General features: G+C 55.8%; 25 protein-coding genes and 1 tRNA gene. 6 read left to right on the forward strand and 20 right to left on the reverse strand.

Translation table 11 applies throughout. From position 1 onward, the window contains the following. The first annotated feature begins 113 nt into the window (after window positions 1–113). The 5 genes from ACVWZJ_RS05685 (at window position 114) to ACVWZJ_RS05705 (ending at window position 3,819) form a co-directional block, all read left to right on the forward strand. Window positions 114–521 carry a zinc ribbon domain-containing protein gene (locus ACVWZJ_RS05685; RefSeq protein ID WP_071818175.1) on the forward strand — a complete coding sequence of 136 codons (408 nt, stop codon included), beginning with the start codon at window positions 114–116 and terminating at the stop codon, window positions 519–521. Window positions 522–610: 89 nt separating this feature from the next. Then, on the forward strand, window positions 611–1,057 hold the full coding sequence (locus ACVWZJ_RS05690) for a pentapeptide repeat-containing protein (protein ID WP_414417388.1): 447 nt from the start codon (window positions 611–613) through the stop codon (window positions 1,055–1,057). A 52-nt stretch (window positions 1,058–1,109) separates the two neighbouring features. Then, on the forward strand, window positions 1,110–1,385 hold the full coding sequence (locus ACVWZJ_RS05695; RefSeq protein ID WP_011434193.1) for a lipopolysaccharide assembly protein LapA domain-containing protein: 276 nt from the start codon (window positions 1,110–1,112) through the stop codon (window positions 1,383–1,385). Window positions 1,386–1,582: 197 nt separating this feature from the next. Then, a complete protein-coding gene (locus ACVWZJ_RS05700; RefSeq protein ID WP_011434194.1) occupies window positions 1,583–2,842 on the forward strand; it encodes a 4-hydroxy-3-methylbut-2-enyl diphosphate reductase in 1,260 nt (419 codons plus the stop codon). Window positions 2,843–2,868: 26 nt separating this feature from the next. Further along, window positions 2,869–3,819, forward strand: coding sequence for an AEC family transporter (locus ACVWZJ_RS05705; protein ID WP_011434195.1), 951 nt, complete (start codon window positions 2,869–2,871; stop codon window positions 3,817–3,819). On the opposite strand, the gene ACVWZJ_RS05710 is transcribed toward ACVWZJ_RS05705, so the two are convergent. Both ACVWZJ_RS05710 and ACVWZJ_RS05715 read right to left on the reverse strand, forming a co-directional pair. Then, complete coding sequence (locus tag ACVWZJ_RS05710; RefSeq protein ID WP_414349826.1) at window positions 3,816–4,010, reverse strand: hypothetical protein; 195 nt, start codon at window positions 4,008–4,010, stop codon at window positions 3,816–3,818. The genes ACVWZJ_RS05705 and ACVWZJ_RS05710 overlap by 4 nt on opposite strands. 288 nt (window positions 4,011–4,298) lie before the next feature. After that, complete coding sequence (locus ACVWZJ_RS05715; RefSeq protein WP_457395202.1) at window positions 4,299–5,834, reverse strand: hypothetical protein; 1,536 nt, start codon at window positions 5,832–5,834, stop codon at window positions 4,299–4,301. Window positions 5,835–5,928: 94 nt separating this feature from the next. On the opposite strand from ACVWZJ_RS05715, the gene ygfZ reads away from it, so the two are divergent. Next, window positions 5,929–6,921, forward strand: coding sequence for a CAF17-like 4Fe-4S cluster assembly/insertion protein YgfZ (ygfZ, locus tag ACVWZJ_RS05720; RefSeq protein ID WP_457395205.1), 993 nt, complete (start codon window positions 5,929–5,931; stop codon window positions 6,919–6,921). A 64-nt stretch (window positions 6,922–6,985) separates the two neighbouring features. On the opposite strand, the gene ACVWZJ_RS05725 is transcribed toward ygfZ, so the two are convergent. The 18 genes from ACVWZJ_RS05725 to ACVWZJ_RS05810 all read right to left on the reverse strand — a co-directional run bounded on the left by ACVWZJ_RS05725 (window position 6,986) and on the right by ACVWZJ_RS05810 (window position 22,296). Then, a complete protein-coding gene (locus ACVWZJ_RS05725; protein WP_011430012.1) occupies window positions 6,986–7,240 on the reverse strand; it encodes an HNH endonuclease in 255 nt (84 codons plus the stop codon). Between the two features lie 2 nt (window positions 7,241–7,242). Next, window positions 7,243–7,665 (reverse strand): KGK domain-containing protein, encoded by a 423-nt coding sequence (locus ACVWZJ_RS05730; protein WP_083757681.1) that lies wholly within the window; start codon window positions 7,663–7,665, stop codon window positions 7,243–7,245. Between the two features lie 10 nt (window positions 7,666–7,675). Next, the gene (locus ACVWZJ_RS05735) at window positions 7,676–8,041 is read right to left on the reverse strand and encodes a KGK domain-containing protein (protein WP_414522636.1); all 366 of its coding nucleotides are present in this window, start codon (window positions 8,039–8,041) and stop codon (window positions 7,676–7,678) included. Window positions 8,042–8,068: 27 nt separating this feature from the next. Beyond that, the gene (locus ACVWZJ_RS05740; protein WP_041436828.1) at window positions 8,069–8,497 is read right to left on the reverse strand and encodes a KGK domain-containing protein; all 429 of its coding nucleotides are present in this window, start codon (window positions 8,495–8,497) and stop codon (window positions 8,069–8,071) included. Further along, entirely contained in the window at window positions 8,472–8,882 is a 411-nt protein-coding gene (locus ACVWZJ_RS05745; RefSeq protein ID WP_414332234.1) for a KGK domain-containing protein, read from the reverse strand. The genes ACVWZJ_RS05740 and ACVWZJ_RS05745 overlap by 26 nt, the downstream gene beginning before the upstream one ends. 47 nt (window positions 8,883–8,929) lie before the next feature. After that, window positions 8,930–11,464, reverse strand: a complete 2,535-nt coding sequence (locus tag ACVWZJ_RS05750) for a dynamin-like GTPase family protein (RefSeq protein ID WP_011434199.1) — start codon at window positions 11,462–11,464, stop codon at window positions 8,930–8,932. Between the two features lie 204 nt (window positions 11,465–11,668). Further along, a tRNA-Phe gene (locus ACVWZJ_RS05755) sits at window positions 11,669–11,741 on the reverse strand. Between the two features lie 59 nt (window positions 11,742–11,800). After that, window positions 11,801–12,454, reverse strand: coding sequence for a Crp/Fnr family transcriptional regulator (locus ACVWZJ_RS05760; protein WP_011434200.1), 654 nt, complete (start codon window positions 12,452–12,454; stop codon window positions 11,801–11,803). Window positions 12,455–12,570: 116 nt separating this feature from the next. Beyond that, entirely contained in the window at window positions 12,571–12,702 is a 132-nt protein-coding gene (locus tag ACVWZJ_RS05765; RefSeq protein WP_011434201.1) for a hypothetical protein, read from the reverse strand. 46 nt (window positions 12,703–12,748) lie between these two features. Continuing rightward, entirely contained in the window at window positions 12,749–14,344 is a 1,596-nt protein-coding gene (locus ACVWZJ_RS05770; RefSeq protein ID WP_041437636.1) for a bifunctional aminoglycoside phosphotransferase/ATP-binding protein, read from the reverse strand. A 75-nt stretch (window positions 14,345–14,419) separates the two neighbouring features. Continuing rightward, the gene (locus tag ACVWZJ_RS05775) at window positions 14,420–14,989 is read right to left on the reverse strand and encodes a hypothetical protein (protein ID WP_011434203.1); all 570 of its coding nucleotides are present in this window, start codon (window positions 14,987–14,989) and stop codon (window positions 14,420–14,422) included. A 33-nt stretch (window positions 14,990–15,022) separates the two neighbouring features. Further along, a complete protein-coding gene (locus tag ACVWZJ_RS05780; RefSeq protein ID WP_011434204.1) occupies window positions 15,023–16,024 on the reverse strand; it encodes a zinc-dependent alcohol dehydrogenase family protein in 1,002 nt (333 codons plus the stop codon). A 267-nt stretch (window positions 16,025–16,291) separates the two neighbouring features. Further along, window positions 16,292–17,446: an RNA-guided endonuclease InsQ/TnpB family protein gene (locus ACVWZJ_RS05785; protein WP_011434205.1), complete on the reverse strand. Its 1,155-nt coding sequence runs from the start codon at window positions 17,444–17,446 to the stop codon at window positions 16,292–16,294. A gap of 294 nt (window positions 17,447–17,740) precedes the next feature. After that, window positions 17,741–18,637, reverse strand: a complete 897-nt coding sequence (locus tag ACVWZJ_RS05790) for a hypothetical protein (RefSeq protein WP_457395213.1) — start codon at window positions 18,635–18,637, stop codon at window positions 17,741–17,743. Window positions 18,638–18,986: 349 nt separating this feature from the next. Continuing rightward, window positions 18,987–20,387, reverse strand: a complete 1,401-nt coding sequence (locus ACVWZJ_RS05795) for an AtzE family amidohydrolase (protein ID WP_011434207.1) — start codon at window positions 20,385–20,387, stop codon at window positions 18,987–18,989. Then, window positions 20,384–20,572 (reverse strand): DUF4089 domain-containing protein, encoded by a 189-nt coding sequence (locus ACVWZJ_RS05800; RefSeq protein ID WP_011430915.1) that lies wholly within the window; start codon window positions 20,570–20,572, stop codon window positions 20,384–20,386. The genes ACVWZJ_RS05795 and ACVWZJ_RS05800 overlap by 4 nt, the downstream gene beginning before the upstream one ends. A 71-nt stretch (window positions 20,573–20,643) precedes the next feature. After that, window positions 20,644–21,276, reverse strand: coding sequence for a hemerythrin domain-containing protein (locus tag ACVWZJ_RS05805; protein ID WP_457395216.1), 633 nt, complete (start codon window positions 21,274–21,276; stop codon window positions 20,644–20,646). A gap of 153 nt (window positions 21,277–21,429) precedes the next feature. Then, window positions 21,430–22,296, reverse strand: a complete 867-nt coding sequence (locus ACVWZJ_RS05810; RefSeq protein WP_457395219.1) for a tRNA (5-methylaminomethyl-2-thiouridine)(34)-methyltransferase MnmD — start codon at window positions 22,294–22,296, stop codon at window positions 21,430–21,432. Window positions 22,297–22,370 lie beyond the last annotated feature (74 nt).

Genomic DNA, 22,370 nt, shown 5'->3' on the forward strand with positions numbered 1-22,370 from the left:
TATGTTCTCGTTTTGACAAATTGGCCAGGAACTTCTTGAGTTTTCTCTATCTCGTCAGTGCTCTCTTTTGGCTCAAATGAAAGATCAACACAACCGGCAAAGCTCACAAGCGGGTGGCAGACATAAGGACTCCGTCCCGCTATCGCGAACGGCGACAGCTAGAGTACAAGGCCCGGCTCTACGGCTGTCAGGTGGTGGTGGCGGATAAGTTTTATCCGTCCAGCCAACTGTGTTCACGGTGTGGCCACAAACAGAAGATGCCACTCAGCGAGCGGGTATTTCGCTGCCCGTGTTGTGGTCTGGGGATAGACCGCGACCGCAATGCAGCGCTGAACCTGGTGCGGTGGTATTTTGAGTGCTACTTAAAGCGCTCAACTACCCCAAGCTCTGGGGAAAGAGACGCCTGTGGAGATTCCTCTAGCGGGGTGGTAAGCCTGAAGCTTACTACCAGTCACGAGTCGTGGAAGCAGGAAGAAAGCAGAGACGCGACAGGCACTGAACACTCTGGAAGTGTTTGTTAGCGTTTCGTAGGTCTTTCGGAGCGGTCATCAGTACCCCGTTGAGCAGCCAGAAATTGTTAAGCTTAACGCACGGATGGCAGTATCCGGCCATGCCCCGAGTGACAACTGCTGACGAGCTGCTGACAGAATATGCCTCTGGCGAGCGCAACTTTCAAGAATCCAACCTGGTGGGGGTGGACTTGGTGCGCTCCAACTTGCAAGGGGTGAATCTGAGAGGGGCCAACCTCTCCTTTGGCAAGCTGAGTGGCATTAACCTGCAGGAAGCCGATTTGCGCGGCGCCGATCTCAGCTCGGCCAACTTGATGGGGGCCAACCTCCGCGGGGCCAATCTTTGGGAAGCCAACTTGATCGGCGCGGATCTCAGCTTTGCCGACTTGCGGGAAGCCAACTTGCACGGTGCCTACCTTTGGGAAGCCAAGCTAACCCGCGCCCAACTGCAGGGAGCCGATCTGAGCGGGGCAAAAATCGGCGGAGCAGTGCTGACCGGCGCTGACCTCAGCGGAGCCACCCTACCCGACGGGAGTGTGCGGGCTTGAGCCACCCCCCCAGCAGACAAGGCAGAATGGAACTGTTGCGACGGGATCCCTGATGTTGCTGCTGTTCAACTTGGTCTTGACACTGCTGCTGGCTTTGGGAGTGGCAGTCCTGGCCGGGCAAAACCCCACCACCCTGACCGTACATTTCTTAATGTGGCGCTCGGTGGAGCTGCCTTTGGGATTTCTCATTGCCGCGGCCGTCGGCTTGGGCCTGTTGACGGTGGGGCTGGGCTCTCTCCTCTGGCCTGGGCGCAGCTTTTCTGCCACCGCCCGCCAATTACAGGAACGGGTGCGCCAACTGGAAATGCAGGATCAACCGCCCCAATAACGCACAATTGCCAAAGGGATCCCTCTGCTTTCTGGCTTTGGCTCAACAGCTTCGCTCCCGCCGTTGACTTGCTGGACGATTTTGTCGGTGGCCCTGAGGAAAGCGTGCCGAAATAGCTCGCCGACTGAGACTGGGCGTAAGCTGAGAAAGGATCCCTTCGCCGTCTGCTTGATCAGTGCGTATCTCCAACCGTAACCATGCCTCATTCCCAACCCACTTCCCCGGATCCCTCTCCCCAAGACCCACGGGCCCTGCGCAAAGCCCTGCGCGGATCCAGCACCTACTTTGCCAAGGGATTTGAAGAACACAAGGATCAGGCTCAACTGGAGCTGCAAACCACCTACAAAAGCCCCCTTGTGGAGCAAATCCGTGCCCAGTCCTACCGCTATCAGCGGGGCGACATTACCATTCACCTGGCCAGGGCCTTTGGCTTTTGCTGGGGCGTGGAACGGGCGGTGGAATATGCCTATGAAGCGCGGCGACGCTTTCCGGATCGGCAACTGTGGATCACCAACGAGATCATCCACAACCCTTTGGTAAACCAGCACCTGAAGGAGATGGGGATCCGCTTTGTGGAGAAAGGCCCGGACGGCAAGAAGGACTTTTCTCAGATCCGGCCTCAAGATGTGGTGATCTGGCCTGCTTTTGGGGCGAGTGCCTCGGAAATGGCGTTTTTCCGGTCGCAGGGCAATGAGATCGTCGATACCACCTGCCCCTGGGTTTCCCGCGTGTGGAACCAAGTGGACAAGCACCGCGCGGCTCAATTCACCTCTGTGATCCACGGCAAGTACAACCACGAGGAAACCGTAGCCACCAGCTCCTTTGCCGAAAAATATCTGGTGGTGCTGAACCTGGAAGAAGCAGAATGGGTCGCTCGCTACATTTTGCAAGGCGGAGATGCGGCAGAATTTCGGCGGCGCTTTGGCAAGGCCACTTCCCCCGGTTTTGATCCGGATCGCGATCTAGAGCGGATCGGCATCGCCAACCAAACCACGATGCTGGAAGGGGAGACCCGCGCCATTGCCAAGCTGTTTGAGACCACCATGCTGCGCAAATATGGCCCCCAGGAGTTAGACAACCACTTCATGAGCTTCAACACCATCTGCAATGCCACCCAAGAGCGGCAGGACGCCATGTTCGAGCTGCTCGAGCAGCCTTTGGATGTCGTGGTGGTGATCGGGGGGTTTAATTCCTCGAATACCACCCACTTGCAGGAAATTGCCCTGGCCAAAGGCCTGCCCTCCTTCCATATCGATGGTCCTGACTGCATCCAACCCAACAACCGCATCCGCCACAAGCCCCTTCACCAAGACCCGACAGTTACCGAAGGGTGGCTACCCGATGGGCCGGTGCAAATCGGCATTACCTCCGGTGCCTCTACCCCAGACCGCGTTGTTGAAGAGGTGATTCAACGCATCTTCGCCCTGCGTGAAGAACCTCGGCGGATCCCTGCCTAGGGATCCCTTCCCTCTTCCCTTTGAGCGTGCTCAACACCCTTTTTCAGGTTTATCCTCCCTTGCTGGGCTGGACGCTGCTGGGGTTTGCTCTCCAGAAGGGGCTGCCCGGCGGCTGGAAGCGTTGGCTGGATCCCCACGCCTTGGGGCGATTCATGTTTTGGGTGGGAGTGCCCCTCAGCATTGTCGGGTTTATGCAGGGGGTGGATCTGTCGGGCCAAATCTGGGTCGCCCCTCTGATCTGTTGGCTGTCGGTGGGGCTGGGGTTTGCCTTGACCAGCGCCTGGCTGTGGTGGCAGCACCGTGGTGTGGGGGATGTCCCCAACTGTTGGAGCAGCGCACAGCAGGGCAGCTTTCACCTGACCGCCACCCTGGGGAACACCGGGTATTTGGGCTACCCCATCTGCTTGGCTGTGGCCGGAAGGGCTTACTTTGGCTGGGCCCTGTTCTACGATCTGCTGGGCACTCTCTTCATGGCCTACGGGTTTGGCGTGTGGGTGGCCAGCCGCCACGGCAGTTCCCATGCCCAACCTTGGCAGGTGGGCCTCCACATTCTGCGCACCCCTGCCCTCTGGTCGTTTGCGATGGGCCTGCTGCTGACGCGCGAACCTCTGCCGGGTTGGCTCTCTCAAGGGTTGGCGGCTTTTGCTTGGAGCATGATCCCGCTCAGCTTGATGATCCTGGGGATGCGATTGGCCCAGGTGAAGCGCTGGGGATCCTTTCTTGCCGCCGGAGTGGCCCTCTTGATCAAAATTGTGATTGTGCCGCTCTTGGTGGGAATTGGCCTTGCCTTCACCCCCTACCCGCCTCTGGCCAAGCTGGTGCTGGTCCTGCAGAGCGGTATGCCCCCCGCCATCGCCACCCTGGTGCTCACGGAAGAATACGACTTGGATCGGGAAATTACCGTAACTGCCTTGGCCGTCGGGTACTTAGCCGCCTTGCTGACCTTGCCCCTCTGGCTGGGACTCTGGGGATCCTAATAGGCCAGGTGAGACAAGGTTTGCTCGAGGTAGCGATGCACCAGTTGATCCAGCTCTGCTTCCTGAGTGGGCAACTCCCGGCCCTGGAGCCATCCCCGAAAACCCGAGCTTTCCACAATGGCCTGCCGCAATGGCTTCCAAACTGCTTGCGTGCGCAGTGCTGTATCGGAGCTGAGAGCAGGACTGATCATGAGAAGAAGGTGAGTAGGAGTGATTCACCCTCAGAATAGCTTGGATCTCAGTTGACTTTGGCTCTCTAGGATACAAATCTCCCCTCTATGCTGAGCAAGCCTTCTCTCAGTCGCTCAAGCCAAAAAATCCTCAATATAGTCATTCCAAACTAGATTGAGACACTCCCCAGGCGTTCCGCGCTGCTTCCGCGGCCACCCCCAGACCTTCTCCCAGAGGGACAGAAATGTTTCATTCCTGTTTAAAATGACCATACATCCCATCAACTCGAGCAAGAGGCCCAGGGATCCCTAAACGAACAATTGGCTGCGCTGCTCGACCCGCAAAGTTGGCCCCAAGGCATTGAGAAGAGAGACGCCGTAGCTGCGGGCAATGATGCGGCTATCCAAAATGGCCACCCATCGGGTGGATGAGCTGGAATCTTCTCCCGAATCAGAGCTTTGCCGCAGAGGCGCAACAGCCCGTTGCAACTGGGCAGCAGCCACCGGCAAAAGGTACTGACGGAACCAGTCCTGCTGGGTGCGTTGCAGATATTGCACCCGTCCGGCCACCCTTGGGTCTTCCACAGAAGGGAAAGGCAAAGTGGCGATCACCATCAGCTCAGGGCGCGGCAAGCCGGCCTTGTGGTGCAGCCAGTAGGGCCAGTCGCAGACCAAAATGCCCTTTTCGCCCGGAAAAGGGCTGTTTACCCGCACCCGCGAGCCGAATTCGGCAGCCAAAGCCGCCCCCACCTGTGCCTGCAGAGGTTGATCCGACACCAACACCACCACGAAGCCCTGCGCCTGAGGGATCAGCTTTTTCAGCTCTTGCAGCAGGTGATCCTGAAATAGAGGGCTGTTGGGCAAGGGCAGGCGCGGCAAGTAAAGGGAAAGCTCCGCCCCGCCAGAACGTGGCCAACCCTCGCCTGAGGCAAACCGCAGCGGCGTCAGATCCGGCAAGCCCAACCGTCGCCGATAGGTTTCCGCCTGGCGATCCAGATCCAGCGCTTCCCCAATAATCACCACCGGCTGTGTGGCCCAAATGGGGGCCAACCAATCCTGCAGAGCCGCCGGGCTGTGGTGAAGGGTGAGGCGACCGGTTTCTCGGTCGGTTTCGGCCCACCAAATCCATTTGGAGACGGGATCCCCCTCAGAGCTGAGCCGCCGGCGGATTTGATCCCAGGGATCCGGCAGCCAGCCGGGGTAGCCTGTCACCAAAGACAGCACAGCATCCAGGTGAACCTGTTCATCCGCATGAAGCAGACAGCGGGAAAGAGGCCGCCGCAAAAGCTGCAGGGACAAATTGACCTGAACCTGGGAGAGCTGCTCCGCCTCGGCAGGGAAGATTTGCCGGAGCTGTTGCCAATGGCTGGCTTCCAGGGTCACCGTTAGCGCCTGGTAGGCCCAATCTTCCAGGTCTTCGGCTCCATCCAGGATCAAAGGGATCCCTGTCGGCACTTGCGAGGATCCCTTTCTCAAGCGAGCTTGCAGCCAATCCAGGGGATCCACCAACAGCAACCCCTGGAAATCGGGATCCGGCCAACGGTCTTTTTGCAGGACAGGCTTATGCAACTGCAGGGTGTGCTGTAGCCAGGGGATCTCTTCCCCCAAAATTTGCGCCTGCACAGGAGCTGTAGCGCAGAGCAAGGTGGGGTTGGGCCACATCAGGGCCGGCAGCAGATAACTGAGGCGGTGCTGACCCCCAGCAGGCACCTGGATCAAGGTGCTGCGACCCAACCGCAACCCTCGCGCCACCATGCGAGCCATCGTCAACTGGTGGGGCCACAGGGCTTCGGGAGACTGCCGCAAAAGCTGCCGCAACTGTTGGTGGACTTCAACCTCAATCACAGTTCAGTACGCCGGGGGTCTGCCACAGACGGTAGGGTGAACTAGCCTATTCTAGGGTAGAGAAGAAAACCAAAGCCCATCTCTGGGGTGAGCGATGTCTCTTCTAGCTGCTGTTTCCACAGAGGGCCAACCCGTTGCACAGACGGGATCCCTGCTTCTGGATCGCTCCGGGTGGGGCCGTTTGCGCATGAAGGGATCCCCAGGCTTGGACTATCTGCACAACCGAAGCACCCAAAATCTGAAGGCCCTCCAGCCAGGGCAGGGGGCCGACACGGTTTTCGTGACCCCCACCGCCGGCATCCTGGATCTGGCCACGGTGTACGTGGGAGAAGAAGACTGCTGGATCTGGACTTCGCCCCAGCGGCGCAGCCTGCTGATGCAGAGTTTGGGGCGTATGCTGCCTTTGGTGCGGGGAGCACAGTTGAAAGATGAGACAGATCAGACCTTTGGTTTTGGATTGCTCGGATCCCAGAGTCAGGCTCTCCTGGAGAAAGTGGTGAGCTCAGAAGAGATCCCGACCGGGCCTCATGAGCACCGCCCCGTGGAGATCCAGGGGATCCCTGTCCATCTGGCTTGTGGCACGGGTCTTGCCCAGCCGGGGTTTACCCTCTGGGGCGCCATTGACCAGAAAGCAGCTCTTGAAGAATGCTTGCTCCAAGCCGGAGCCAAGCTGGCCCCACCTGAGCTGTGGGAAGTCCTCCGCCTAGAAGCGGGTCGCCCCGCCGCCGACCGAGAGCTGACCTCAGACTACAACCCCCTAGAAGCCGGCCTGTGGCGAGCTGTTTCCCTTGACAAAGGTTGCTACGTTGGCCAGGAAGTCTTGGCCAAGCAGGTAACCTACCGGCGCATTCGGCAAACTTTGTGGGGGATCCGCCTTCAAGGAGAAGCTCGTCCTGGCACAGAGATTTTGCGGCAGGGGGAAAAGATTGGTTTACTGACCAGCGCGGGCTTGACTTCGCAAGGGTACCTGGGATTGGGATACGTGCGCACTAAATTCAATCCTGCCGAGGGGCTGGAAGTTGAAGTCGGCTCAGCGCCGGGAGTCCTGACCCGAATGCCGTTTTTGAGTTTCCCGCCTATTGTCTAGCATTATTTTTGCGGCAGAAAGCTCTCCTGCTTTGTAGAGAGAAAATGGGCAAAGGATTAAGAACTTACCAGTCAAAGTGGCGGCGAAAGCGGGGATCCCGTCGATCCTTTTTGCGTCGGTTGCAGGTTTTGCACAACGTTTGCAGATTGCTGATATCGTTACTGCCCCCTTGGGCAATGGGGATGATGTGATCGATCTGAAGCTGAACCTCTGGGGGCGACTTTCCGCAACCGCGACAACGGAAGCCGTCTCTTTGGAAAACATACTCCCGCACGGCTGCTGGAATTAGAATCCTTTCGCCGGATTTTCTTTCTTTCATCGTTATTCATCCATACTGCGAAGATCGTCCAGTGGAGACTTTTCATCTAGAGGTTCTAATATCTCTTGGTCGGGTTCTTTTATCAGAAATTCAGGATTGTCAGGATAAAAGTCAATTGTAACTTCTACTCTTACTTTTACTCTACCGGTCTGCCAACCGTTAGTTTTAGGAGAAAGAATCAAGCATGGAACTCCTTTATCGAAAAAATGAACCTGATCTTCATAGGGAATACCTGTTTCTATCTGTATCTCACGCGAACTCAAGTAACTGTCTAGTCCTCTTCCCATTTGGTCAAACCTCAGGAAATAAGAATTGATAGAATCGCAAAGCTTGGAAATCATGTAGACTTCCTGCTTATTGTTCTCGTTGATAAAAGTGATAACTCCGTCTCGCAGTTGGCTAAGATTAATGGATGTTTTTGTCATCTTATCGACCTCAAGACATAGAGACAACTTGAACAGCCCGTAAATCATCCAGTATAGAATCCTCTAGTTTTCTGGGAGCGCTATCTCCAGAATCTCTATATGGGTCATCAGGAACAAACTCGAGATAAACTTTGACTGATATCTTGCCAGAGATCCACGACTTTCTGGGCTGTAAGACTCTAGATTCTATTCCATCCACGAGCATTCTAATGTCCGCATAAACCTTTCTTGATTGAAGGTAACCGTTTGTCTGGAAAATATCTGAAAGAAGGTAATTAATAATTGCACTATGCAAGCTACTTGGAAGGTAAACTTGATCACCAATCTCAACAACAGTTTCCCTATCATCTGACCTAAAAACTATCGGATCGACCACGGCATTGTCTCCTATTGCTAACAGACTTTACTGACTGACATCTCCCCGAATGTCATCCAAAGGCGATCTACTGCTCCCTGATCCCGTTTCTTCTGGCTCAAACTCAACCACTAGTCTCATCCTAACTCTACCAGCAATCCACGGTGAGCCAGGACGTAAGAGTTTAGCAGGAATTCCTTTCACGTTAGTTATTCCGTTCAAGTTGCTCCATAGAATCGAGACTCCCTTTTCGCTAAGTTTGCTGGATAAGTAGGATCTGATACTCTCATAAACAATCTCTGAGTACACCTGAGCAAACTCTTGCGAGTAGATTAGGCGTCCTCCTATATCAATGACAGTATTTTGGAAAATATCTAGCTCAACAAAGCACTCCTGAGATTGATCATTACTTGACACTTGCCCAACCCCCTCTATGTCTCTCTGGCTTAGGCTAGCTCTCACTTTCGCGAAGGTCATCCAGAGGGGATCCGCTGCTGCTCTCTGAGCCTGTATCCTCTGGCTCAAACTCTACAGTGATCCGCAATCTGACTCTGCCTTTTTCCCAATCCTTCTTGCCTGGCACCAAGAGCTGACAAGCAAGTCCCTGCCCAAACCACTTCGCTTCTTGCAACAATTTTTCTTCTGGCTTGGGAGCAAGAAGGCTACTGGCAATGTTGAGCAAGTCTTCCGGCGGCAGGATCCCTGAGGATCTCAAGGCCGCAATGAACAAGCGATGCAGCTCTTCTTTCTTGGTCAAGTCCTCTTGGGCTGCTTTGACCAAGTTGGCAACCTTGAAAGTTTTCTCCCTTACAGAGAGGATCCCTTCTGGGTGCTGCTGTAGAGGTATTGATTTGGATCCCATGACTTTATCTGGATCAAGTGAAAGGCCAAAAACAAAGACAAGCCGCTCTATCTCAAATCATCGAGAATGCTATCCAACTCTGGAAAACTCTCGTCTATGGGTGTAGAACGACCAAGAGCGACTGCTTCGCTTGCATTGCTGTCACCTACTTGCTGTTCAGGAAGACTTGCCAAAATCTGAACTGACTCACCAACAGAGGAAGGTTCAGGACGAGTAATCAAGGGCAGCATCTCGCGATTGAGGCCCAAAGCTTGCAAGCAGAGGTTGATCCCAGAAACAGCTTGGTTGTACTTGTCTATGCTTGCCTCCAGTTCTTTCAGCCGCTGTTGGTTAAGCGCAATTTTCTCTTCAGCCTCTTTTCTGAGAGTTGCTTCCATGAACTGCTTTGCTTCTGGGTACTTTTGCAAAATCTCATCGGCTACTTGCTTGGCAACCGGCAATAGCTGAGTTTTTAGAGTATTGTTGGTCTCTTGTCGGAAGCTAGAACGCACTGTCTGGTTAATTTTCGGCTCGAAGTCAAGCTTAAGTAATTGTCGGATTCCAGGCTCTGCGTCGCGAATAGCAGAGATGTCATAAGATTGGCTGGTTTGCTTTAGGACTTCTCGAAACTGGTAGATCGAGAATGTTCCTTCGTCGTAGAAGCGGGGACTTTCTCTGAGGTAGCGGTCGCACTCTTTTCGGGCACCATTGACAAGAGAACTCAAGGTTACCTCCTTAACCAAAAGAAGCTTTTTCTCTAAGTCCCCATCGGATCCCAGTAGGCGAAACAACTGCCTGTAGTAGCTCGAGCTGCGAACTTCATCAACAAGGCGACGAAAGAAGTTCTCTACAAGCGTGCTGGCTGATTCTACCAGGATGTCCTCTAGATGGTTGGACAAATAATAAAAGGCTTCGACCAATACAGCTAAGAATGGAGCTGTGGAGTTGCGAGGACGGATGCGAACGGCTTGACTGTAAACATTGTCCAACGAAAAAGTATCCAAAAGCTCATCTAGCCTCCGTACCATCCTAGCCTGCAATTTACGGAAATCGTTCTCAAATTCTTTGTTTTCTCCGTTAATAACTTTATTGACTACTGTCTGGATATGCTCGTCAAACTCTCGGCCAATACTGGCTAGCTGCTGATTGATCAGCGTCAGCTCATAGGAAATCATGCTGTCAATCTCTTTGGGCTGGCTATCAATGTCTCGGTAGAGATCTAGATAGGACTTCCTCATCTCGATGCAGAGAGGTTGCAAATCATCGGCCAGCGCGGAAAATAGCTGTGGCCGCTTTTCTTCCGTTAAATAACGAGTGATCCCAGCCCGAAAGTCTTCAATACCGCTATCTTTAATCATATACTCAATCAAAGGTTTTCCCCACTCCCTCAGAATCCGAACGTAGTTATTTATGGGTGTGTCGTACCCATGTACAGAAGGGCGGAACGGGGATCCAACCAACCTACCTGACGTGCAGTACTTATTAAACTCGCTGACAAACTGGGGCGTTTCTTCCTCACCACCCAATTCTTTGATGCTTTCTGAAAAGATTGTATCCAGTCCAAATCGATCCTCGGGGGTAGTTGCCTTGATCTGGGAACCATAGAAGCCGAGAAGGCCGCTTGTCTTAAATACGCGGAGTTGACGAAACTGCTGGTCGATAATGTTTTCTAGTCTATGCTTTAGTTGTGCGTTGTACCAAGTCTCATCAATCCGGTTAAACACATAGAAGACGCGATCCCTGATGCTGTCATTACCTTGAATGTGTTCAATAAGTTCTGTCTCTTCCTTGGTCAGCTCACCCGTTGCAGCACACTTGAGAACGCAAACAACTGCGGACGTATCCGGATCGGCAATTTTTCGATAAGTACGCTCTGCATCCGCTTTGACTGGAGCATCGATCCCAGGAGTATCGACAATAACGTTTCCATCTTCCAGTAAGGGGTGATGGCAGTAGTATTCGACTTTTCGCAAAACTGCGCTATTGGCACCGCGCCGGGCAAAACCCGCAGCTTCCCTTAGGTTGCCGAAGTTGAGCTGCTCCATCGAGAAGACTTTGTTCTCGGTAGGGTGAATTTTGTCCCGGTTCTGCTGGAAACCTGTAATCAACAAGCGGAGGGCATCCGCCTGCTTTGCCCGCTCTGACTTGCTTTTACCTCCCTCCTGCTGAATAATAGCCTCAGCACGCTCCTTCAGGGGATTCAGTGCAGTGTCTTCCAGCCTGCTGAGTGACGGAGCCAAGTTTAGGAAAGCGCAGAAGGCGGTCATCTGTTCTTGCACTTCCTGCTCGCTAAGAAAAGTGAGCACTACCCTCTCCGCATTTGGCTCTGCGTAGGCGATGTAGCACTCTGTCCCTGTGGCGTGCCCTTCGGCGCTGTAGAGAAGCTCTCTTTCTAAGAGGGCATTGATTAGCATAGACTTGCCAGCACTGAAAGCACCGGCAAAGACAATCTCGAAGGTTGGAGAAATAGCTTTGCTGAGGGAAGCTTGAATCCGAGTGGTATCTTGCTTGCCTGAAAAAGTGGAATCCTGATGCCAGAGTTGCAGGATAGCTTCAACCTGCTCTTTCAAGTTCTCACACTGAGGCAGGAGCTTTACAGACATAAGAGAGCAATCTCCACAGAGGCTGCCGGGATTATAACTTGCCTATGCTTGAGGTGAGGATTCCTACAACAATTTTCTTCAGTCCCGAAGCTGTGTGGCTATATGTGCATACACGTGAAGAGAGAAGAGCAGAACTCCCCAGACCGACATAGCAAAAAGGCTTAGGTCGTTGACCCAAGCCCGCCTCAGCATACTCATACCAGATGCCAGGAACCAGACTTGAACTGGTGACACGAGGATTTTCAGTCCTCTGCTCTACCAACTGAGCTATCCCGGCTCTAGACCTACTATCTTACGATGTCGAGGGGGGTTTTGACAACTGGTGGCGCCCCCAATTTAGCCAATCAATTTCTCCAAAGCCTCCATCTGGGGGATGCAGAGAACATCTCGGTTGCGATCCCGGCGGATCAGCTCCTCTTGCTCCAGCTTGGACAGGACGCGAGTGACCGTTTCCCGGGCTAGGCCACTTAGGCTGCTCAGCTCCCGATGGGGCAAGTTGGGGATCTCTACGCCACTTCGGCTAACCCGGCCACGGGATTCGGCCAAAAACAGCAGGATATCGGCAACACGGGCCGTACTACTGGCCTCGCGCAACTGCAGACGACGGTTGATCTGCCGTAAGCGGCGCGACATGAGCTGAGCAAGGCGGATGCCGGCCTGAGGATCAGAAGCCAAAAAAGCCAGGAAGTGTTGGGCCGACAGACAACTGACTTTGGTGGCTGTTAGGGCTACAACGTCGGTAGAACGAGGCGCTTCGTCCAAAGCAGCCATTTCCCCGAAGATTTCCCCTGGACCAAGAATGGTGAGGGTGATCTCCCGGCCTTCGAGATCATGGGTGCGAATCTTGACCCACCCTTCCAGGATGAAATAAACGGCGTTACCCCAGTCATTTTGTAACAAGATGGCCTGATTGACTGGGTGGGAGCGCAACGACATTTGCCCGGCCAGCGGCTCTAGCCTCTCAGGAGGAAAGCCCTCGAACAGGAGCATCAGGCGAAGGTCATCTGGAGTTACATCGCTCACTGTTGGATCCTCCTGCACGGGGTTGGTTCTGGTTGAGTGGGATGGGAAAAGGGTAGGCCTGGAAAGCCCCCCTGCTCCCCAGCCTACAGCCCGCCAGGGCGAACTGCGTAGCGATAGGGCAGGGCTTTAGACCCAATTTTGACCTCTACTTTGGAAAGGGATCCCTGCCCAAAAAAGCTGCTGCCATTCTCTAACCCAGAAACGGCAAAATCCATCTTGCTGATGTTAATTCTCTCGACTTTGTGCAGTTTGAGTCGAGATCTAGACCTGCTGAAGTTGAGATGGCCAATCTTGGCTGGTATCCAAAACCTTTAAAAAAGGCCGTTCCGAATCGGAAAAATCCTGCCAGTGGGCCTGCTGTTGGGAGAGCATCTCGGCGGTGGCATCAGCAATGTCGGCAGAGTGCTGCTGATCTCCATCGATGCAGCCGGCTGGGGCCAAGAGGGGTTGAGGAGCTGGGCTGCGGCGTTGCAGGCGCTCCCGCAAAACAGGTTCAGGGGCGTAGCAGTGGAGGATGCGCAGTGGGATCCCTTGGCGTTGGGCCTGATCAATGGCCATCCCCCGCAGGGCTTGCCGGTCAAACTTGGCGTCCAGAATCACGGTGTAGCCTTCCTGGGCCAGCTCTACTCCCAACTGCACCAAGCGGCGGTAGGTTTTATCGGTCATCTCCGGGGTATAAACCTCCGGCCCCCCCCGTTGCCGCAGAGGGATCCCGGCCAAATGCTTGCGCACCGCATCGGAGCGAATGTGAATGGCTCCCCGCTGACGGGCCAAGTGGCGGGCTACCGTGCTTTTGCCGGATCCCGACAATCCCGACATCAGGAACAACTGCCCCCGCTTGGGGAGGGTGTATTCCCAGGCAAGACGGTAATAGCGGGCGGCGGTGCTAAAGGCTGTGGCCTTGGCTTCCTCTGCTGCAGTGGGATCCTCCAGCAAAAAAGAGGTGACCTTGGCCCGCACGTAGGCCTGCCGATTGAGGTAAATAGGCAAGATCTTCAACCCTTCCCAATCTCCGGTTTCTTCCAGGTAGGTGTTCAAATAGGCGTTTCCCAGATCGGGGCGATGGCGGGCATCCAAATCCATCACCCCATAGGATATGTCGTACATGACATCCACAAAGCGGAAGGCTTCATTAAACTCGATGCAATCAAAAAGCAGGATCTTCCCTTCCCAAAAACAGATGTTGCCTAGGTGCAGGTCTCCGTGGCATTCACGAATGCGGTTTTGTTCTATTCTTTGTTGAAACAGCTCCTGCCGCTCAGCAAAAAAGCGATCGGTGTAGGCTTGGGTTTCTCGATATTGCTGAGCCGTTTGTGGGCCGCCGACGTAGCGCTGGGTTTGGGCGTAATTCTCGTCAAAGGCTTCTCGCACCCGTTCTGGCCGGCCAAAGCTGCGGATGTAATCGTTGGTCTCGGTTTGGGCGTGAAACCTCGCCACCACCCGCCCCAGCTCCTCCATCAAGGCCGGCGTTAGCTCTCCCCGCTCAAACAGGTTGCTGAACAGTTGCTCTTGGGGAAATTGCCGCATTTGCAGAGCGTATTCTATGGGCTCGCCGCTGCTGTTGAACTGAAATCGGCCATCGGTCTGGACAATGGGCAACACTTGCAGATAAAGGCCGGGAGCACCGCGCTGGTTCATGCGCAGCTCTTCTTGGCAAAAGTGGCGTCGCTTCTCCAGAGTGGTGAAGTTCAAAAAGCCAAAGTCCAAAGGCTTTTTCACTTTATAGGCATAGTCGCCTGTCAGCAGAATATAGGAAATGTGGGTTTGAATAAGCCGAATGGGATCCTGTACCGGATGAGGGTAGAAGGCGGGATCCAGCATCGCTTGGATCAAGGGGGGCAGGTGGGTATCGACCATGAAAAACGATAGAGATGGAAAAAGGGCTTGGACGGGGATCCCTATCTTCCGCCGACAGAGCAGATTGTCCTCCACCTATTCCTTAAAGGGCAAGGCGGCTTCTTGGGGGGAAAGACGGATGAGGCTGATCCCCTGCTGAATTAGCGTATCTTGAGCAGCGCTGGAAAGGGCGTAGGGCCAGACCAGATATTTGGTGTTGATGTAGTCTTGTCCGCGCTTGGCCAGGTTTACCTGTTCCGAGAGCATGCGCACGTCTGGCCCGCGGCTGATAGTGGCTTCGGCCCGGCGAATGCGCTGCATCAGTTGGCTGAACAGCTCTTGGGGCTGCTGCACAAACACCACAATGGCCAAGTCACAGGGGTTGTAATAGTTGCCGATGCCGCAGAGGAGCAGGGCTTCACTGGAGAGAACAAGGGTTTCTTGATCCCCCAGAGCCACCACCGGATACAGAAAGGTGCGCACATCTTCCAGTTGCCAGTGGTTGAAAGAACGGCTGTCCACCTCCCCCCGCACCCAAGAGGAGATGGCAGGAAAAACCGCTTCGCTCAACAGCCGATAGGCCGTTTGCGGTCGTCCCAGCCAGCAGAGGGCATTTTCGTAGAAGCTCTCGTTCTCCAGCAGGTGGGGGGTGAGAGGAGCAACCATGGGCAGATCCTCAACGGGCTTTCTCCAGCATGCCTACTCGGGGATGGTTAAGGCAATTTTGCCCAGAACGGATCCCTGCTCCAGCAACCGGTGGGCGGCAGCCGCTTCGGCCAGAGGAAAGGTGTGGCTGAGCTGGATCCGCAGTTGGCCTTGGTCGATGAGGCGGGCACATTGCCTGAGGATTTCCGCCTGATTTTGTTGGGCGTTGGTCAGGCTTTTCAGCATCGGGGTGAGCATCAGCTCAAATCCCACCCGCAAGTTGCGGTCGCGAGCCACCCGCCAGTCGATCTCTGGGGCCGGGGCCAGCAGGGTGACGATATCTCCGTACACGCGCACTGCGGGGAAGGTCTGCTCCAATAGCTTGCCGCCCAAGGTATCTAGGGCAAGATCCACCCCCTCTCCCCCTGTCCAGTCCAAAACGGCGCGCACAAAGTCTGTCTGCCGGTAGAAGATGGGCAAGCCGGCGCCTAGGGAATGGACAAACTCTGCCTTTTCCGGGGTGCTCACGGTGGTGGCCACTTTGGATCCCCGTAGACGGGCCAGTTGAATGGCCACATGGCCAACTCCACCCGCTCCCCCGTGGATGAGCACACTTTGGCCGGCCTGGAGACGCCCCCGGTCGTAAAGCGCTTCCCAGGCGGTGATCAGCACCAGCGGGGCAGCAGCAGCCTCCGCAAAGCTCAGAGTTCTGGGCTTGGGAGCCACAAAACGCTCGTCCACCACGATCAGCTCGGCGTAATTCCCCGCCTGCCTGCCCAGACCCCCGTGGCAGAAGTACACCTCGTCTCCCACTGTAAAGTGCCTAACTCCGGATCCCACGGCTTCCACAACGCCGGCACCGTCACACCCCAAAATGGCGGGCATCTCCTCTGGATAGAAGGTGCCCCGTTGCCGCAGTTTGGTGTCGATGGGGTTGACGCCGGCTGCCCTCAGACGGATGCGCAGCTCCCGCTCGCCGCGAATTTGGGGCTCAGGTACTTCTCGGAGCTGCAGAACCTCTGGCCCGCCGGGCACACTCATGACTACGGCTTTCATGCGCTCAAGTTGTCAGCTTCAGTTGGGTTGGCCCGCTCAAAGGATGCAGGGTAGAGTTTGTTCTGGTGATGAGAAGATGGGCATCTCCCCATTGGGGTGTTGCTTTGCAACCCTGCGGAGTCTTGCAGCTGCTCTCTAGCCTATTTTAGCTAAACCGCCGAGAAGCCCCGCGCTGTATGCGCAGGGTCAACATACCCACGCAAAACCGAAGCCGTCACCCCACTCCATGAAGCAATAAAAAGGCTAGTAAACTACCCGACACCCGCGCTATGCGCAGGGTGCGGGCTTTATCCCAATCCCTAGCGGCCCCAGAGGACAGCTAAGTTTCGGAATTTCAGGCGAGTTTACAGTCGCCCCAAGGAGAGAGATTACTTGAGCAGCGTTATGGTCAGCATCCCCTTCCCACCCGCAGTGTCCACACTTGAACGACTTACCATTGCGGTAGGACTTACCCCGCTCAGGGTGGATGTGCAGGCATTTGTGGCAGGTCTGACTGGTATAGGCAGGCGGAACCAGTACCACAGGCACCCCAGCAATGGCAGCCTTGTAGGCTACAAACATCCTGAGCTGGTAGAACGCCCAGTTGTTAGTCCTGCGCCGCTCAGCCTTACTTCGAGACTTCTGATTCAGGCAATCTCTGATGCCTGTCAAGTCTTCAAAAGCCAGTGCCGCACCAATAGCCTGGGCATCCCTGACCAAGGTTTTGCTGATGTTATGGTTCAGCCATGTCTGGTAGCGCCGTTCTCTCCCAGAGAGCCTTCTCAGCAGTCTCCTAGAGCTGCGAGTGCGTTTGGATTGAACCTTGGCGCGTACACGGCTGAACCGGTCACGGACGGCCTGGATGTGCTCTCCACTCCAAGAGCGTCCGTTGCTAGCGGTGGCGATATCCCGCCTGCCCAAGTCAACTCCGATTACCTTTGGAGTTTTGCCAGTCGGGGGAGTATCCAGCTCAACAGCAATGTTGATGTAGTAGTCCCCTTGCTTGGTCTTGGACAGAGTAGCGCTGGTGGGCGTTTGCCCCCGCAGGAGCGCTATCTGGTAGCCACCGATCTTGAGTTTGAGCCAGACTCGCCCGCTCAACAGAGTCACACCAACAGTCTGTTCAGACTCTCGGTACCTAAAAGTACGCGCGTCCAAAGTCAGACTGGTGGGGCGAAACTTGTGGACTTGCTTCACCGCCTTGGCATTGCTAATCACCCGACGGAGCGCCTGACAGACGTGGTTGGCTTTCAGCCCCGTTGCTGCCCTTACCGGCCGATAGACCAAGTGGTGCAGCTTAGCGGTGTTCCAGCAGTTCTTTTGTTTGGCGGTATCGAGAATCTGGTTGCAAGCATTCGCAAAGCCCTGCAAAGTGCGGTCAATTTCTTGACGCAACTCTTGTGGGACTATCAGCTTGCAACGTACGGATATAGTCTGGCTCATGGGCTTATTGTAGTTTATCCAGACTTTTGACCAGCAAACCTATATGGAGGAGGGCTTTCCTCCCGACACCACGCCTGCGGCTATGGTGCGGGCCTCCAGCCCGAAAATTTGGTGACTAGTGACTAGTCACTACGCACTACTCTACAGGGCGGTGGGGCATCCCGTCCTTTTCGCGTCAGCGGGACGTAGTCCTTAAGCTCAGGAAATGTCTGAAGCGATAGCAGGGGTCACTGAGAAGCCCGCGCTGTGTGCGTAGCAACCCTGCGGGAAGCTAGCTACAGCGTCGGGAGTATGTCACGCAGCCTGCGACTTCATGGGCTCCGAGCAGGCCAAAATGAACTGAATGAACTGGTCGATCTCCAGCAGAATGTGTTCCGCCTCGGCCAGAGAGGTCGGTACGGTTGCCAGCACCTGGGCATCTACTTCTGCAGCCTGCCCCGCTTCTCGCAAGAGGTTCATCGAGTTATGGCTGAGCAGGAGCTCCAGCTCGTTCAGGGTTACCATGGCCAGCTGCTCCTCGGCTTGATGGAGCTTATTTTGCAAAGTCTGAACTTGTTCGGTTTGCACCTTCAGCCTAGCTTCCGCCTGCTCAGCGCGAGATACAGCCAGTTGTGCAGCTTGCTGGGCCTCATCCCGCTGAGCTTTCAGGAAGGCCATCTCTTGCTCCAATTGTGCCAATCGCTCTTGCAGGCTGTAAATGTGCTGATCCCGGTCTCCCAAAGCTCGCTCCAGCTCGCGATTTCGAGCCTCCATCTGCTGACGAGCTTCGTTCGCTTGGGCCAGCTGTTCCGCCAAGTTTGCCATTTCCTCTTCCATGTTGGTGAGCCGACTCAAGCGTTCCAAAACCTGAGCATTTTCGGCTTCCAGTTTCTCAATCAGCGCTTGAGCGCTCAACAGTTCTGCTTTGGTAGAGTCCAGCTCGCCGCAGACTTGGTCGTAGTTGGCGATTAGCTCGCCAAGCCGGGCCTCTTTGGCTTGCAGTTCTTCTCGCAAGGAGTTCATCCAGCGGTCGCTCTGCTCAATCCGCTGTTGCAAGAGCGGCAGTTGAACCAGAGCTTGTTGGGCAGCACTGAAATAGCCAAGGAGTCGTTTGATGTAGTGCTGTAGGCGGCTGTGGGACTGATCCAATTTGTCGAAGGCTTCGTTGAGAGAGAGATAGGCCTCGCACAGTTTCATGTAGCGCCGAGCCACAGAATCAGGATGATCCATAGGGTTATAGAGTCCAGGTGGGGGTGCCGTGTCTATTTTATGCTGTTCATTCTATTGGCCAAGCCTGGAGAAGGAGGCATTTGATACAACAACTGGGGGCTTAATTTTACTTTAATATCCGGTGCCCCAATCTCTCTTGCGAGCCAAGGCCAAAGAGTCTGCCCAAATCCAGCTTCAGACATTGCCCACGGGCCATACGGAGACTAGAGCTTCTCCCCCAAGGCAATCATTCTCTTGACCGCAAAATGTTTATCTACACATTTAGTGTCTACAAGAGGATGCCCGCGAGTCCTAACGCTAGATACGCTGCAAAAGCAGGGCTCTTCATGGCTCAGACCGGCTGGGCATTGGGGATCCCTAGCTTCTCCAAATAGGCGGCTGCCCGCAGCAGTTTGGCTTCTTGATAGGGGGCGGCCACCAGTTGTACGCCAAAGGGCAGGGATCCGCTCTCGCGCAACGGCACTGAAAGCACCGGCAGGCCGATAAACGAGAGGGGCTGAGTGTAGAGGCCGAGGTTGGGCCGAGTGAGAACCTCTACCCCATCGATCACCATCTTCTCTTGGCCGAGCAAGGGGGCAAAGCAGGGGGTGGTGGGGGCAATGAATAGATCGATCTCCTGAAAAATGGCCTGCACCTGCTGGCGATACCAGCGGCGAAAGCGCTGCGCCTGCAAGATCCAACTGGCAGGCAACAGGGCTCCGGCCAAAAAGCGATCCCGGGTGGCCGGGTCAAAGTCGTGGGGGCGAGTTCGCAGGTTGGGCAAGTGCAGGTTGGCTCCCTCAGCAGCCGTGATCAGGAAGGCGGCGGCACGGGCGCGCTGGGCTTCCGGGATCCGCACAGTCTGGCGGGCCCCCAGGGCTTGGGCCACCTTTTCTACCCCGGCCAAGATGGGGGGCTCTGCCCCTCGGGCAAAGTAATCATCCGCCACCGCGATGCGCAAGCCCTCGATCCCCTGCCCCAATTGCCCAAAGGTGGGATCTACAGGACGCCGGGTACAGACGGGATCTTGGGGATCCGGCCCTTGCATGACATCGAAGCTGAGGGCAATATCGGCCACCGAACGGGCCAAGGGGCCCACGTGGTCAAAGCTGGCGGCAAACAGAGCCACCCCTGCCCGCGACAGACGGCCATAGGTGGGCTTGAGGCCGTAGACGCCACACAAAGAGGCCGGTACCCGAATCGAGCCGTTGGTGTCGCTGCCCAGGGCAAGGGGCACCAAACCTCCTGCCACCGCTGCTGCCGAGCCGCCGGAGGATCCCCCCGCACTGCGGTTGAGATCGTGGGGGTTGTGGGTGGGGCCGTAGTGGCTGTTTTCGGTGACGAAGCCGTAGGCGTACTCGTCCATGTTGAGGGTGCCCACCAAGATTGCCCCTGCCTGCTTGAGACGAGCCGCCACCGTTGCATCTTGGATGGCCGGGGGATTCTCGCGGTTGATCGCCGAGCCAGCCAGGGTGGTGAGGCCGGCCACGTCAAATAAGTTCTTGACGGCAAAAGGCACCCCTGCCAACGGGCCTACAGGGATCCCTTGAGCCACCTGTCGATCCACCTGCTCCGCCGCTTGTAAGGCCGATTCCTCCAAGACAGCTGTAAAGGCATTGAGCTGGGGATCCCGCCGGCGAATCCGCTCCAGACAGGCGGCCACCACCGCTTGGGCGCTCACGGATCCCTGGCGGACAGCCCTGGCAATAGAGACCGCGTCGGCGCTGCCGAGAAGATGGGGATCCCCGGTCATGGCTGAGGGTCAAAGGTGGGATCTGGCTCAACTATCGGCGGCAACGGGAACTCCAGCACCTGTTGAGCAATGGGCAGAAAGCGGGCAAAATTTTCGATCACCCCTGCTCGGTGTTCAGGATGCAGGGGCAGTTGCAGCAGTTGGGCCATTTGATCGACGTAGGTTTCGGGATCCCAGGGCTGCATGGTTTTGGGGTCAGGGAGCCGATTGCAGCAAAAATACCACCACTAGCCTCCAACAACAAGACCGTCGTCGACTAGGGAGCGGACATTTGCACAGTGTTGCCCTGCAGCGACCAGAGACGCTCGTTGGGCAAGACAGGGCGGGTTATCGCCTGCCGTTCCAGCTCATTCAAAGCAACGCGACGGCTATGTGCAGAGCGATTGGAAGCAGCGCTGGCTTGCAGGCGTTTGCGGAACAGACGCAACTGCTGCTGCTCTGCTTCGGGAGAAACATGCTGGGCAAAGAGGGGATGCAAGATTTTCTCCTCCTGATCAAACTGAGCCCGCAATTGCCGATAGAAGTGAAGGGCAGCAGAAGGATCCACCTGCTGCGGGGTGCGCTCTGATTGGTGCAAAAAGCGCGTCAGCTCTGGAATCTGATCCCGCAGATGTTGCTCCAGCCGCTCAATTTGGTCGCTAAGGTGGGGATCCCCCTGGAGAGCCGACCTGAGCAGGGGGTAGAGAACATGGCGCTCCAGTTGAATGTGGCGGGAGAGGCGCTGTCGCAACCTTTGTACACAGAGGCGTCGCTGCTCCAGATCCAACTCCGGCGCTCGAGACAGGCGAGTCAAAAACTGCAGGATGACGCGGTGCTGTTCAGCACAAAGGGCAACCAGCGTACCGGCAGAGGTTGCTCGCGTCAGCGGGAAGGACTCCTCAGAGGACATGGCATTCACAGCAGAAAAGTTTCATCCTAGCTTAACTTTGTCAAGAAATGGTGGCTTGCGTAAGGGTACGGGAATAGCGCAGGTGTCTTGGATACACTCGGGCAGCAATCCTGGGAAAAGTTGTCCAGATCTGAACTCCGGCAACACCACTCTCTAGGCTTGCACAGGCCAGCGGCGTTTCCAAGCAGAAGTGGGCTCCAAAGGGGATCCCTGCTGTTCCCGTTGGCGTTGCAGACGGATTTGCGCTCTATCTCCTTTCAAGGTGGGATCCCGGTAGGGCACGGCAGCGCGAGTTTTCAGGTGCTCCCACTCCATGGGGGAAAGGGGCGGCAGGTGGTCAGGTTGGGGCGAGGCCACTGTCCCCGGCCAAGGACGACCTACCGGGGGGGTAGAGCCGATGAAAAGCCCTGCTTCCAACAGAGCCGCTCGCACCGCCGCTGCACAGGAATAGGTGGCCAAAATGCCGGTTGGTCGCATCCGTTCAGCCACGGCCCGCAGGAAATCCACCGTCCACAGCTCTGGGCAAACAGAAGGCGAGAAGGGATCCAAAAACACCGCATCTGCCCACCCCAGCGGCACCTGCAACACCGTTTGCCGGGCATCGCCCCACAGCAGCGTTCCGCGCCAGCGCTCCGATTGCCAGGATCCCTGTTCAATCCAGTGTTGCCATTCTTGCCCAAAGCTCCAGTCGGATCCCACCCCCGCCTGCCAAGCCTGGCGAGGCACTTCCGGGGATCGCTCCAGGCCGATTACCTCCACAAGACAATCGGGCCGGATTTGCCAAATGGTTTCTAGGGCAAGGCCGGAGTTGTAGCCCAGGCCAAAGCAAATATCCAAAAGGCGAATGGGCTGGGCGGGATCCCGCTCCAAAGGCAGCCGATCCAGCCGGCAAGGGCGGACAAACTTCTCCAGAGCCTCCTGAGCGGCACCACTGACGTTGTGAAAAGCCTGTCCAAACTCTTCCGAGAAAAAGGTCAGGGATCCATCCCCTGTGGTCAGCACCTGCCACTGAGTCTCCATCGCTTGCTGTTGTCTCTATTTTCAGTTGGGCGATTCTTTGATAGCTTGAGAACGTTGAGATGTGTTTCGCAGCT

This window comes from Thermostichus sp. OS-CIW-29 (genome assembly GCF_054058195.1).